Below are 13,779 nucleotides of genomic sequence, written 5' to 3'. Positions count from 1 at the left end.
ACCAACAACGCTCGCGGTCACGCCTGCGGTCCTTTGCGCTCCGGGCGCGAAAGCGTAATGTGACCGGCGTTCGTGCAAGTGGTGGCACGTTCCCGGGATTCGCCCGTTGCCCTGGCGCCGTACGGTAATTCCAGAAGCGCGGCACCGCCGCTCGAATATCGAAACAAAAGACGCCTCATGGGAGGGCTTGGATATGAGTGACTTCGACTCGCCGGACACCGACACCGCCGATGGCACTGAGTACGATGCGACGTTCGATGAGGCGATCGACCTCAACGCCGATGGTGTGGCCGATGAGACGATCACGGCTGATTACGGTGATCACTCCGAGACGTTGATCGACACCGATGGTGATGGGGACGCCGAGGGTGTGGCTGTGGACGCCGACAATGACGGTGACTACGACAACCTGTACGTCGACGCCGATGGTGACGGGACGATCGATTCGGAGGCTCTGGACCAGAACGGTGATGGTTACATCGACACCGTGGTCTCGGACTTCAATGGTGACGGCGTGGTGGATCAGGTCGCGCAGGACACCGATGGTGACGGGTTCGTCGACGCGGTGGCCACCGATGCCGATGCCGATGGTGCGATGGACACCTTCGCCGCTGACAGCAATGGTGACGGTCTGGTCGATGAGGTCGTTCTCGACTCTGATGAGGACGGGATCGCCGATGCGACCCTGACCGACGGCAACCTCGATGGTTCGATCGACACCGTGACCTACGGTGACGCCTCGGTGGCCGACGGCCCCGGCGCCACCCCCGGCACCCCGATCAACCCCTACGCCAGCTAAGGCGCAGCGCTGAAGCGACCTCCCGCGGTCGCGGTGCCCCCGGGCACGTGGCAAGGCCCCCGACCTATCGGTCGGGGGCCTTTTTCGCGTCCCTACTCGACCGGCAGCGGCGTGCCGTCGTAGTCGACGACCGCGTACCGGCGCAGCTTCTCCAGGCGGTGGTAGGAGTCGATGACGCGGGTCGTCCCCGACTTCGACCGCATCACGATCGACTGCGTGTACGCCCCACCGCGCTGGTACCGCACGCCCTTGACGAGGTCGCCGGAGGTCACGCCGGTCGCGCAGAAGAACATGTTGTCGCCGCTGACCAGGTCGTCGGTGCCGAGCACCCGGTCCAGGTCGTGCCCGGCGGCCAGGGCCTTCTCCCGCTCGACCTCGTCCTGCGGCCACAGCTTCGCCTGCATCGCGCCGCCCATGCACTTGAGCGCGACGGCGGCGATGATGCCCTCGGGCGTGCCACCGATGCCCATGAGGACGTCGGTCTCGCTGCCGGGACGGGCGGCGCTGATGGCGCCGGCGACATCGCCGTCGGAGATGAAGCGGATCCGCGCGCCCGTCTGGCGGACCTTGCGGACGAGCTCGGTGTGCCGGGGCCGGTCGAGGATGCAGACCGTGACGTCGCTGACCTCACTGTGCTTGGCCTTGGCGATGCGCCGCAGGTTCTCCTCGACGGGCGCCTCGATGTCGATCACGTCGGCCGCTTCGGGCCCGACCGCGAGCTTCTCCATGTAGAACACCGCCGAGGGATCGAACATCGCGCCCCGCTCGGCGACGGCGAGGACCGCCAGCGCGTTCGGCATGCCCTTCGCCATCAGCGTCGTCCCGTCGACCGGGTCGACCGCGACGTCGACGGCGGCGCCGGACCCGTCGCCGACCTCCTCGCCGTTGTAGAGCATCGGAGCGTTGTCCTTTTCACCCTCGCCGATCACGACGGTGCCGCGCATCGGCACGGAGTTGATCAGCAGGCGCATGGCGTCGACGGCCGCGCCGTCCCCGCCTTCCTTGTCGCCCCTGCCGACCCACCGGCCCGCCGCCATCGCGGCGGCCTCGGTCACTCTGACCAGGTCGAGGGCGAGGTTGCGGTCGAGTTCTTCGGTACGACGGTCGGACATGGGACCTCCTCGGCGCTGAGGGTCGAATCTAACCGCATCCTGACAGAGACCGCATCCGTACGGGGCGGTCGGGTCACGCGCTGTGGCATAGGCGAGGATGGATCCTGTGTCGAGCACCTACACCGCGCCCCGCCGCCCCAGGGACATGATCCTGTCCCTGGCGGTCATCCTCGTGCCGATCGCGCTGATCCTCGGCGGCTGGCGGCTGCTGACGTCCGGCACCGACGTCAACGCCATCGACCCGGCGCCGACCTACCAGGAGGCCGCCGACGCCGGGCTGACCGTCCTGCGCCCGCAGGGCCTGTCGGAGAAGTGGCTCGCGACGCAGGCGATCGTCAGCCGCGAGAACGGTGTCACCCTCCGGGTCGCCTACCAGACGCCCGACGGTTCGGGCGTGCAGCTGGTGGAGAGCAGCGCCGAGTCGGCGACCCTCCTGGCCGCCGAACTCGGTGAGGCACCGCGCCTCGAAGGCAACATCGAGGCCTCCGGCGCCGCGTGGATGTCGTACCTGACCCGTGACGGCAACGTCGCCCTCGTCCGCCTCGACGACGCCCGCACGATCATCGTCATCGGCGACGCCGACCAGAACGAGCTCCTGGAACTCGCGACCGCGCTGGCCTGAGCGGAAAGGTCGCACCCGGTCCCTATCCTGCCGGGATGACCCACCCCCTGTCGGACAAGGTCCTCGCCGAGATCGCGCGTCTGGGCGGGCGGATCCGCGCGGACTTCGCCGTCCGCGACACGGCCGTGGAGACCCCGGTCGGGCCCCGCTCGGTGCCGCCGTCCATCCAGGCGCTGCTGGCGATCGAGTGGCCCGCCGGGCAGGTGCTGGTGCACAAGGAGGATCTCAACTGGGAGCTGACCTTCCCCGCGCCCGCCGAGGCGGAGACCGGTTTCACCGCCAGCGGGTACGAGAACGCCTGGTACGCCGTCGGCCGCGACTCGCAGCGCTGCACCCTCATGGTCGACCTCGCCTCGCCACGCAATCCCGGCGACCCGATCGTCTACCGCTTCGACTCCGACGGGATGTGGCACCCGCCCCGGTTGCTGTCGGCGCGGCTCGCGCGTGCGAAGGTCCAGCGCCCGCCCACGGCGAAGAACGCCCTCGCGCACGCCTGTGCCCGCGGCGACCTCGACACCGCTCGCGCGCTCGTGGCGGGCGGGGCCTCACTCGGCCCGGTCAACAAGGCCGGGGTGACGCCCCTGCACATGGCCGCGTTCACATCCGGCTCGCCGGAGACGGTGCGCTTCCTGATCGAGGCCGGCGCCGACATCGACGCGGTGACCACCGGTGAGAAGCCCCCGGCGCTGCACGCGCTGGTCGACTCCGGGCGGCTCTACCGCCGCGAACTGCGGCCGGGCACGTCGCCGCTGGCGGCGGCGGTGCAGTGCGTCGGCGTCTTCGTGCGGAAGGCCCAGCCGCGCGCGGTCGAGGTCGTCGAGGCGCTCGTCGATGCCGGAGCCGACCCGAACACCACCGACGACCTGGGCGAATCGCCGCTCCTGGAGGCGGCCAGGGTGGCCCGTGACCGGGCGGGCGAGGTCGTGACGATGCTGCTGAAGGCGGGCGCCGACCCCAACCCGGGCGTGGGGAAGAGCAGCCCCCTCTACGCCGCCGTGTACGGCCTACCCGGGCCGGTCGCCGAGCTCCTGGCGGCGGGCGCCGACCCCTGCCGGGGCACCGGGCAGACCTATTGGAAGGCGTCCGGTCTGACACCCCTGCACCGCGCGGCCGTCGGCGCGCTGGAGGAGGTCATGCGGATGGTGGTGGACGCGGCGAAAGACGTCGACGTACGCACGCCGGAGGGCATCACGCCGCTGCACATGGCCGTCAGCGGGTCCGAGCCCGCCCGCGCCCGGATCCTGCTGGCGGCCGGCGCCGACCCGCACGCGAGCACCGTCGGCGACACCGCCTTCGGCACCCAGTTCGGTCCGGGGACGCGCACCCCGCTCGACGTCGCCGCACGCTGCGGGCGGCGCGAGATGATCGCACTGCTGGAGGAGTACCGATGAGCCCCGCACCCTCGGCGAAGACGCTCTTCGCGAAGGCCTGCGCGACCGGCGACCTCGCCGCCGTCGAGGCGGGCCTGGCCGCGGGCGCCGGGCTCGGACCGGTCAACCCGAAAGGCCTGACACCGCTGCACCTCGCGGCCTTCACCAGCGCCTCACCCGTGGTGGTGCGGCGGCTGGTCGAGGCCGGTGCCGACGTCCACGCGCGGATCACCGGCGGCATCTCACGGTTCGGCGCCTACGCGGGGACGCAGCGCGTCGGCGGGCGCGAGCTGAACGAAGCGGACACGCCCCTGCACGCGGCCGTGCGCCCGGGCCGCAGTCCGCTGAGACGCGACGGTACGGCGATAGTCGGGATCGTCGAGGCCCTCCTCGACGGCGGCGCCGACCCCAACCTCCGCGGCTGGCTGGGCTTGCCGCCGCTGGTGCAGGTCGCCTACGGGCGCGAGTGGCAGACGGCGGCACTCGTCGAGCTGCTGCTGAGGGCGGGCGCCGACCGGGACGGCGGCGGCCACGACACGAGCCCGCTGTTCGCGGCCGTGTCCTGCCGCAACCGCCCGGCGGTAGAGCTGCTGCTGGCGGCCGGCGCCGACCCGTGCCGTCCCGAGATCGCCGCGCCGAACGTCGTCGCGGGCTCGACGGCGCTGCACATGGCCGTGATCATGTGCGACGACCACATCATCCGCCTCGTGCTCGACGCGGCCGGCGACGTCGACGTCAAGGACGCCGACGGCGGCACCCCGCTGCACATCGCGTCACGGCTCAACGGCGTCGGCCTCGTGCGGATGCTGCTCGAAGCGGGCGCCGACCCGCACGCGCGCCTTCGCGCCCCCAGGGAGGCGTTCGGGCGCAGCGCGGACGACCCGATCGGCATCGCCCGGATGTTCGGGCTCGACGGGGTCGTCGCGGTCCTGGAGGAGTACGGGGCATGAGCGGCTGGCCGTCGATCCGGATCCTCTTCGCGAAGGCCTGCGCGACCGGCGACCTCGCCGCCGTCGAGGCCGGTCTGGCCGCGGGCGCCGGTGTCGGGCCGCTGAACCCGAAAGGGCTCACGCCACTGCACCTGGCCGCCTTCACCGGAGGCTCGCCCGCCGTGGTGCGGCGGCTGCTCGGGGCCGGTGCCGACGTCCACGCGCGGATCAGCGGCCGCATCACACGGTTCAGTGCCTACGCGGGCCCGCCGAGGGTCGGGAAACGCGAACTGAGCGAGCCGGACACGCCACTGCACGCGGCCCTCCGGTCGATCGGCCACCCGCTGTGGCGCGAAGGGACGGCCGTCGCCGAGATCGTAGGCACCCTGCTCGACGCTGGCGCCGACCCCAACGCGCCTGGCGGGTCGGGCACGTCGCCGTTACTGCGGACCGCCTACGAGACGTGGGGGCAGGTCCCCGAGATCATGCGGCTCCTGCTGGCCGCGGGCGCCGACCGCGACGCCGTCGGCTTCGGCACGAGCCCGCTCTTCGCGGCGGTGTCCTGGCACAACGAACCGGCCGTGGCGGTACTGCTGGCCGCCGGTGCCGACCCGTGCCGCTCCGAGCTGGCGCCGTCCGGCGACGTCCCCGGCACGACCCCGCTGCACCGGGCCGCCCGGATCGGGCGGGGGAGCACGTTGCGGCTGGTGCTTGAGGCCGCGCGCGATGTCGACGTGCGGGACTCGCGGGGAGCCACGCCGCTGCACGGGGCCGCGGGGATGGACGCGCCGGGGAACGTGCGCATGCTGCTTGTCGCGGGGGCCGATCCGCACGCGCGGCTCGCGGAGCCGCTCGTGCTGCGGGGCCGGAGCGCGGCGACGGCGGTGGAGATCGCGCGGATGCTCGGGCTGGAGGGCGTGGTGGCCGAGCTGGAGGAGTTCGGTTAGAGCGGCAGTGGCCAGCGATGCTCGGAGCCGGGCTCGTCGAGCCAGATCCAGCCGCCCTCGGTCGTGGCGGTGAGGCCGTAGCGGGTGCGGTCGGGGCGCCCGGCGGCGACGAACTCGCGCCAGGCCGCCGCGAGGGCGCCGGGTTCGAGGAGGCGGTCGGCGCGGCCGGTCGGCGCCGGTGGCGCGTCGGGGGAGTAGACGTATTGGACGTGGCGGAGGGCGAGGCCGAGCCAGAGCCGGAAGTCGAGGTCGCCGAGGGCCTGGGGCCCGGGGTCGCCGGGGCTCGCGGGCAGTTCGGGCGCGGCCTGCCGCCACATGTGCCGCTCGGTCTCCTCGCCGTCGAGGGAGCCGCGCAGGGGCATGAAGAACGCGCATTCGGCGTCGATGCGCCCGTCGACGCGGCCGGGCGCGGTCTTGTCGCAGACGATGAGCGCGCCGCCCTCGACGAGGGGCGCGACGATGCGCCCGCCGGGCGCGAGCTGCTCGATCCAGGCGGGGTGGACGTCGTCGGTGGCGGCGGTGACGACGATGCGGTCGTAGGGGGCGCCGTCGGCGAAGCCGCGGGTGCCGTCGCCCGCGACGAGCCGGGGACGCCGGCCGGCGGTGGCGAGACGGACGGAGGCCTCGGCGATCAGCTCGGGGTCGAGGTCGACCGAGACGACGGCGTCGTCGCCGAGACGATGGCCGAGCAGGGCCGCGTGGTAGCCCGTTCCGGTGCCGATTTCGAGGACGCTCATGCCCTCCCGGACGTCGAGGAGGCCGAGCATGACGGCGATGACCGTCGGCTGCGAGGACGAACTCGTCGCGACGTACTCCTCGCCGCCGCCCGGCGCGCGGACGAGCTTGCGGCGGGTGACCAGCGGCTTGTCGGAGTAGACCTCGCGCAGCCAGCCGGGATCGTCGGCCTCGACGGCCTCGACGAGACGTTCCCCGTCGGCGTCGACGTAGAAGCGCGGGACGAAGACATGCCGCGGCACCGAGACGAAGGCGTCGGCCCACGCGGCATCGACCTCGACGCCGCGATCCCGGACGACGTCGACCAGGGCGGCGGCGTGTGAGCGCCAGCGCGTCATGTGTCCCATTGTGTCCGATGGGGAGGGGCGGCGGGATCCTTCGGTTCGTGTTCTCGGCTGGTGGAGCGTGGTTTCACGGTTGCGGCGGTGTGCACCCGCGGCGGGAGGGTGGCCGAGGCCTGGACAGCTTCGCCTCCGAGATGCCGGGAGCAGGCCTTCGCGACCACGGTGGTCCTTCACCCGCCGCGAGTTCCGCCAGAGACCCGCATTGTCCGGGAGCCTTACCGAGACCCGTCCGCGACCGCCGCCGCGATCCCCCGCGCGAGATTCGCAGGGACGGTCCAGCGCCGTCGACGCCTCGGCCGTCGACAGCCGCTCGCGAACCGCCGAGGGCGCGTCTGCCGCTACGATTCCCGACTCGCCCGAGCCTTCCTCGAACTGTCTCGATCGCCGCCGCCCAGTCCGCATCGGCTCCCCGCTGGGGCGGGCTGCCTGCCCTCGCCGCCGAGGCTGTCCGCGATTGCTTCGCCCACGAGCCTGCCGAGGTGGGCTTGACCGCTTCGTCCGTGCGAACCGCCGAGACCGCGCCCGCGGCTGTCCGTCACTGCGGCTAGAGGCCCCGAGACACTGGCGGCTGCTTCGGGCGCCTCGGCTTCCTCGCGCGCGAGCCTTGCCGATCCGGGCGAAGCCGGGCCCGGCCGCCGCCTCACTGCCGCCACGGTCCCGTGAGCCTCATCGAGACCGCCGCTTCGGCTGGCTGCGGTCGACCGCTTCTGCGAGACGCGCCGAGACCGGCTGTCCGCCGCCAACGCCGCTGCTGCTCCCGTCCCCGCCGCCTGCGAGACCTGCGGGACCTCGCCCCGACCTCTGGCGCGCTGGTTCCCGACCTCGGCAGCTCGCGCCCTGCCCCGCCGCCTGCGAGACCTCGCGCTGCCCTGTCGCTGGCGGGGCCAGCCGGCTTGCGTGCCCGTCGCGGCGGAGGGGGCGCTGCTCGGCCTCTTTATCCCTGCCTGCCCGCGCAGGCCCCCCAGCCCATCGCGCCAATCCGAGCCCGCGCCGGCTCGCGCCCTGCCGCCCGTGAGTTCCACGAGACCCCGTCCGTCGCGGCGGAGTGGGCGCTGCTCGGCCTCTTCATCCCCGCCCTGCCCGCGCAGGCCCCCGGCCCGTCGCGCCAACCTGAGCCCGCGCCGGCTCGCGCCCCGCCGCCCGTGAGTTCCACGCGACCCCGTCCGTCGCGGCCACGTGAGCATCGCCCCTCCAGCCCCGCCTCCGCCAGCCCCGCGAGCCCTCGCCAGCCCCGCCAGCCCTCACCCCCATCGCGCCAACCCAAGCCCCCGCCCCCGTTCTCCCGTCCCCACATAACGATTCGGTCTCGACTCGTGACAAGGATGTTCATTTATGTTGGAGTAGCCGTGGATTTCCCATGAATAGGTTTCGGAATCCATCACCCCTGCTTGGAGGACACATGAGGCGACAGCGAGGCAGCTGGGCGCTGGGGTTGGCCACGGCTTTAACGGCCGGGGCCGCGATCGGCGTCCTGCCGACCCTGCCCGCGGCGGCGGGCGAGACGGCGGTGATCGGGTCGGGCGCGGTGAGTGTCGAGGTCGCCCGCGACTTCCCGCGGATCGTCTCGTACACGCACACCGCCACCGGCGCGGTCGTCCACGGCCGCACCGGCGCGCTCGACACGGTCGTGCTCAACGGGACGGCGTTCAAGCCGCACGTCACCAGCGACATCGGCGACGCGGCCGCCTACACCCTCGACTTCCCCGAGGCCGGGGGAGTCCGGCTCGGCGCGCGGATCTCCGTCGCCGAGTCCACCGTGACCTTCGAGGTCACCTCCATTGAGGACAACGACGGCTTCCGCGTCAACACCCTCGCCATCCCGAACCACGACCTGGTCTCCGTGCGCAGCACCGACTCCGGCAACCAGGTCGCCGCCGCCCGGCTCGACATCGACAAGAGCAAGGTCGGCGACACGATCTACCAGGTCACCGACACCACACCGGCCGACCCGGCGCCGATCGGCGCCAACTACGTCCTCTCGGCCGCCAACGGCGCCGCCGTGGCCATCGAGACGAACTCCGTCTACGACAAGCCGGCCGGCGCCAACTCCGCCGCCAACGGCCGCGTCCTGCGCCAGGCCCGGACCGCCGACGGCTACCGCGAAGTCGGCCTGTGGAGCGGCGAGTGGACCTACCGCGGCTCCGGATCCGCCGCGGGGGACACCGAACCCCTGCCCCAGGTGCGCATCGCGCTCACCGGCGACGCCAACGACGACGGCACCGCCGACTGGCAGGACGCCGCGATCGCCCTGCGACCGCTCCAACCGTCCATTGTGGGCGCCGAGAACACGCCCTACCGCGTCGTCCCGCGCATCCCCTTCAACATCGCGTCCCTGGCCACGCATCCCTTCGGCAAGACCCTCGACGACACGAAACGCATCAACCTGGCCACCGACGGCCTCGGCCAGTTCGTGCTGCTCAAGGGATACGGCTCCGAAGGCCACGACGCCGCCCACCCCGACTACGGCGGCAACTACAACACCCGCGCCGGCGGCCTCGACGAGCTCAACGCCCTCCTCGAAGCCGGACGCGAGTACAACGCCGAGTTCGGCGTCCACGTCAACGCCACCGAGTCCTACCCGGAGGCCAAGGCCTTCTCCAGCGAGCTCATCGACGAAAGCGCCAAAGGCTGGGCCTGGATGGACCAGTCCTACTACATGGACCAGCGCTACGACCTGACCAGCGGCAACATCATGAGCCGCTTCGATCAGCTCTTCGCCGAGACGAACAACAATCTGTCCTTTGTGTACATCGACGTGTACTACAGCCAGGGCTGGCTCGCCGACAGCCTGTCCCGCCGCCTCAACGAGGCCGGGGTCGCCGTCGCCAGCGAGTGGTCGCATCGCCTGCCCAGTAACCAGATCTGGTCGCACTGGGCCAACGACCCCGACTACGGTCCGGACACCTCGCGCGGCATCAACTCCAGGATCCTGCGCTTCGTGGGCAACCACACCAAGGACGTCTACATCGAGAACGACCTGCTCGGCGGCTCGCGGATGAGCGACTTCGAAGGCTGGACCGGTGAGGTCGAGTTCGACAAGTTCCTGTCCAACGTCTTCACCTACAACCTCCCGACGAAGTACCTCCAGCGTTCGGCGATCACGTCGTGGAGCACCGACGAGATCACCTTCGCCGACGGCGGGCGCGTCACCGACGCCGACGGCACGCGCCGGATCCTCGCCCCCTACGGCGAGATCGCCGCCGGGGACGCCTATCTGCTGCCCTGGCCGGACGGCGACGAGGGGCAGAAGTTCTACCACTACAACGCCGACGGCGGGCGCAGCACCTTCGCCGTCCCGGAGACCGTGACCGGTGACGCGACCCTGTACAAGCTCACCGACACCGGCCGAAAGAAGGTCGCGACACTGCCCATTGTGGACGGGAGGGTAACGATCGACGCGTCGGCGAAGACGCCCTACATCCTCTACGCGGACCCGGTCGCGTCGACGAAGGTCACCTACGGCGAAGGCACGCCCGTCGCCGACCCCGGCTTCAACGCCGGCCGATTCGGTCCATCATGGACGGTCGACGGCGCGGCGAAGGTCGCGCGCAACGAGCGCGGCCAGTACGAGGCCATCGCCGGCAACGGCGGCACCGCGATCTCGCAACGCGTCGACGGACTCGAAGCGGGCACCTACGTCGCCTCGGCCAACATCGAGGTGGAACCCGGGAAGTCGCGCCCGGCGAGCATCTCGGCGACCGTGAACGGCCGCACCGTCAAGACCACCATCGAACGCTCCACCCTGCGGAACAACAACAACTCCGACGAGAAACACGAGACCAACGCCCAGCGGGTCCGCGTGTTCTTCGACGTCCCGCCCGGCGGCGGGAAGGTGAAGCTGTCACTGTCGGCGGGCTCCGGCTCGGCCCGCGTCATGTTCGACGACGTGCGGCTCGTCCCGGCCGTCCGCCCGGCCGCACCCGGATCCCTCACCTACTGGGACTTTGAGAACGTCGACCAAGGCTGGGGACCGTTCTACCGAGGCGGTGAAGGCGACTCCGGCGACGCGAACTCGCACCTCGCGGAGATCCACGCGCCCTACACGCAGGCCGGATGGAACGGCAAGGTCATCGACGACGTCATCGCCGGGAACTGGTCGATGAAATCCTTCGAGTACGGCCACAAGCTCGCCTACCGGACAACCCCGGCCACGGTGAAGTTCACGCCCGGCCACCGCTACCGGGTCAGCTTCGACTACGAGAACGAACTGGCCGGCGCCTACGGCTGGACGCTCGGCGTCGACGGACCCGGCGGCAGCCGCGACCTCGCGGTCACGCCCTTCGAACAGGCGACGACACCCACCGAGCACGTCCAGGAATTCACCGCCGGCGACTGCGGCGACTACTGGGTCGGGCTGCGGCGCCTGCCGCCCAACGGCGACCAGGTCGAGTTCACCCTCGACGACTTCAAGGTCGAAGACCTCGGCAAAGCCACGCCCGAAGGCAACTGCGGAGCCGTCACGGTATCGACCGATGCCGCGAAACTCGTGCCCGGCAAAGCCAACGAGGTTACGACGACCTTCGTCAACGGCGAAGCCGGAACCGTCGCCGACGTCACCACGGCGCTCGCCGTCCCCGAAGGCTGGACCGCGACCACCGGCGACGCCACCGTCGCACGGCTCCGCACCGGCCGGCCGGCGACCGTCACCTGGCAGGTCACCCCACCGTCCGATGTGGACGACGTCGACCACGCGCTCACCGCCACCACCACCTACCGGTACGACGGGAAACGCGAGACCGTGACCGGAAACGCCGTCGTACGAACACTTCCACCACCCCCGACCGGCACCGTCCACGCCTCCGACCACCCATGGATCTCCGCCGAAAGCGGCTGGGGCCCCGTCGAACGCGACCTGTCCAACGGCGGCCAAGGCACCGGCGACGGGACACCACTCACCCTCAACGGCGTCACCTACGCCAAAGGCCTCGGCACCCACGCCCCCGCCGAAATCGTGTACTACCTCGGCGGCGACTGCACCACCTTCACCGCCCACGTCGGCGTCGACGACGCCCAACCCACCCGCGGCAGCGTCGTCTTCCAGGTATACGCCGACGACACGGCCGTCGCCGAAACCGGCGTCATGCGCGCCGACACCCCCACCGTGGCACTCACCGCCGACGTCAGCGGAGCCCAGTACATCCGGCTCGTCGTCACCGACTCCGGCGACGGCAACGGCAACGACCACGCCGACTGGGCCGACGCCACATTCACCTGCGACTGACCTTTCCCTCCCTTGTGAGAAAAGGGCCGCCGCGGCCAGGAGCTGCCGCGGCGGCCCCTCACACGCCGGACACAGCGTGACGTCAACACGAAAAGTCGCGACACCGATACGTAAAGACTCGGTGCGGGCAAAAGTTCCACATCCACAAAGGACCCCGACACCCACGGGACTGGAATCCCTACCGAACCGATGGTGAAATGGAAACAGACGAGACGACGCAAGCAACGCAAAGAACACGTCGACTCGCCGCCCCCGAAAGCAAGTCGCGTCTTTGGGCTGAGGCGTGACATGAGCGGTGCGGGGTGGACACGGGCGAGCGTGCCACCCCGCGCTGTGCTGTGTTGGTTGGCTCGCTGCGCTCGCGATGCGGCTCAGCCGCTGGGCGGCTTCGCCTCCGGGCCTTCGGCCCGCTTGCCGCTGGGCGTGGTGGTCGGCTCCGCCGCCTTTACCGGGTGGGGCTGGCCTGGGGCGAGTGTTTGGTGGGTGGGGGTTGAGGGACGGCTGCGTCGACCACCACGCCTTACGCGGCAGAGTTCACCCGTGGGGGGTTGCGGTGGTGGTGGAGTTGCGGCCGTCAGTTGGCTGGTTTTACGGGGCGGCTGCCGTCTGCCGTCCTCCGCCTGCCGCAGTGCCCCGCCGTGCCGGCCGCCCGCCGCGAGACTGCGAACCCGCTGCTTTGCCGCGAGGCCGGGAACTGCAAGCCGCCCGCCGCGAGACCACGATCTGCCCGCTGCGCCCGCGCCCGCTGCGTGGCCGCGAACGGTGCTGCCCTGCCGCAAGACCGCGGACTGCGCGTTGCCAGCCCGCACACCGCCAGCCCGCACGCTGCCCGCCTCGTGGCCGCCGCTTTGCCGCGAGACCGCGAACCGCATGCCGAAAGACCATGATCTGCCCGCTGCCCGCTGCCCGCTGCCCGCTGCCCGCTGCCCGCCGCGAACGGCGCTGCCCTGCTGCCAGCCGCGTGGCCACCGCCCTGCCGCAAGACCACGATCTGCCCGCCGCGAGACCGTGAACCGCCTGCCGCCTGCCGCCTGCCGTGAGACCACGATCCGCCGCGAGCTCGCGGACCGCGCGGTTCTGCCGCGAGACCGCGAACCGCGCTGCCCTGCCGCAAGGTCGCGAACTGCGCATCGCCCGGCCGCGCGTTGCCCGCCGCCCGCCGCAAACGGCGCTGCCCTGCTGCCAGCCGCGTGGCCACCGCCCTGCCGCAAGACCACGATCTGCCCGCCGCGAGACCGTGAACCGCCTGCCGCCTGCCGCCTGCCGTGAGACCACGATCCGCCGCGAGCTCGCGGACCGCGCGGTTCTGCCGCGAGACCGCGAACCGCGCTGCCCTGCCGCAAGGTCGCGAACTGCGCATCGCCCGGCCGCGCGTTGCCCGCCGCCCGCCGCAAACGGCGCTGCCCTGCTGCCAGCCGCGTGGCCACCGCCCTGCCGCAAGACCACGATCTGCCCGCGGCAAGGCTGCGAAGGGCGCTGCCCTGCCGCAAGGCCGCGAACTGGCGTCGCCAGCCCGCCCGCACATCGCCCCGCCTCGAGACCACGAACCGCATGCCGCGAGACCACGAGCTGCCCGCTACGTGGCCGCGAAGGGCGCTGCCCTGCCGCAAGGCCGCGAACGGCGCGTCGCCAGCCCTCGCGTCGCCCGCCGCATACCGCCCGCCCGTCGGGCGCCGTGTTGAGGCGGCGCCGGGGTCAGG

Annotated in this window: 8 protein-coding genes; 6 read left to right on the top strand and 2 right to left on the bottom strand. The window is 71.7% G+C overall.

What is annotated here, in order from left to right:
• Positions 1-193: 193 nt before the first annotated feature.
• Entirely contained in the window at positions 194-799 is a 606-nt protein-coding gene (locus HNR73_RS21115; RefSeq protein WP_184789294.1) for a hypothetical protein, read from the top strand.
• Positions 800-891: 92 nt separating this feature from the next.
• Here HNR73_RS21115 and glpX read toward each other — a convergent pair whose 3' ends face one another.
• A complete protein-coding gene (glpX, locus tag HNR73_RS21110; protein ID WP_184789293.1) occupies positions 892-1,911 on the bottom strand; it encodes a class II fructose-bisphosphatase in 1,020 nt (339 codons plus the stop codon).
• 106 nt (positions 1,912-2,017) lie between these two features.
• Between glpX and HNR73_RS21105 the strand changes: the two genes are divergently transcribed.
• From HNR73_RS21105 to HNR73_RS21090, 4 genes are read left to right on the top strand one after another with little or no spacing between them, the layout of a single operon-like run.
• Positions 2,018-2,533, top strand: coding sequence for a DUF4245 domain-containing protein (locus HNR73_RS21105; RefSeq protein ID WP_184789292.1), 516 nt, complete (start codon positions 2,018-2,020; stop codon positions 2,531-2,533).
• Between the two features lie 35 nt (positions 2,534-2,568).
• Positions 2,569-3,924 (top strand): ankyrin repeat domain-containing protein, encoded by a 1,356-nt coding sequence (locus tag HNR73_RS21100; RefSeq protein ID WP_184789291.1) that lies wholly within the window; start codon positions 2,569-2,571, stop codon positions 3,922-3,924.
• Positions 3,921-4,853, top strand: coding sequence for an ankyrin repeat domain-containing protein (locus HNR73_RS21095; protein WP_184789290.1), 933 nt, complete (start codon positions 3,921-3,923; stop codon positions 4,851-4,853). The genes HNR73_RS21100 and HNR73_RS21095 overlap by 4 nt, the downstream gene beginning before the upstream one ends.
• Complete coding sequence (locus tag HNR73_RS21090; RefSeq protein ID WP_184789289.1) at positions 4,850-5,779, top strand: ankyrin repeat domain-containing protein; 930 nt, start codon at positions 4,850-4,852, stop codon at positions 5,777-5,779. The genes HNR73_RS21095 and HNR73_RS21090 overlap by 4 nt, the downstream gene beginning before the upstream one ends.
• Here the strand turns inward: HNR73_RS21090 and HNR73_RS21085 are convergent.
• Complete coding sequence (locus HNR73_RS21085; protein WP_184789288.1) at positions 5,776-6,852, bottom strand: methyltransferase domain-containing protein; 1,077 nt, start codon at positions 6,850-6,852, stop codon at positions 5,776-5,778. The two genes, HNR73_RS21090 and HNR73_RS21085, sit on opposite strands and share 4 nt — an antisense overlap.
• A 1,405-nt stretch (positions 6,853-8,257) precedes the next feature.
• Between HNR73_RS21085 and HNR73_RS21080 the strand changes: the two genes are divergently transcribed.
• Positions 8,258-12,079: an endo-alpha-N-acetylgalactosaminidase family protein gene (locus HNR73_RS21080; protein WP_184789287.1), complete on the top strand. Its 3,822-nt coding sequence runs from the start codon at positions 8,258-8,260 to the stop codon at positions 12,077-12,079.
• The last annotated feature ends 1,700 nt before the right edge of the window (positions 12,080-13,779 follow it).

This window comes from Phytomonospora endophytica (genome assembly GCF_014202425.1).
Lineage (GTDB): Bacteria > Actinomycetota > Actinomycetes > Mycobacteriales > Micromonosporaceae > Phytomonospora > Phytomonospora endophytica.
This window is presented reverse-complemented; position numbering and strand designations above follow the sequence as displayed.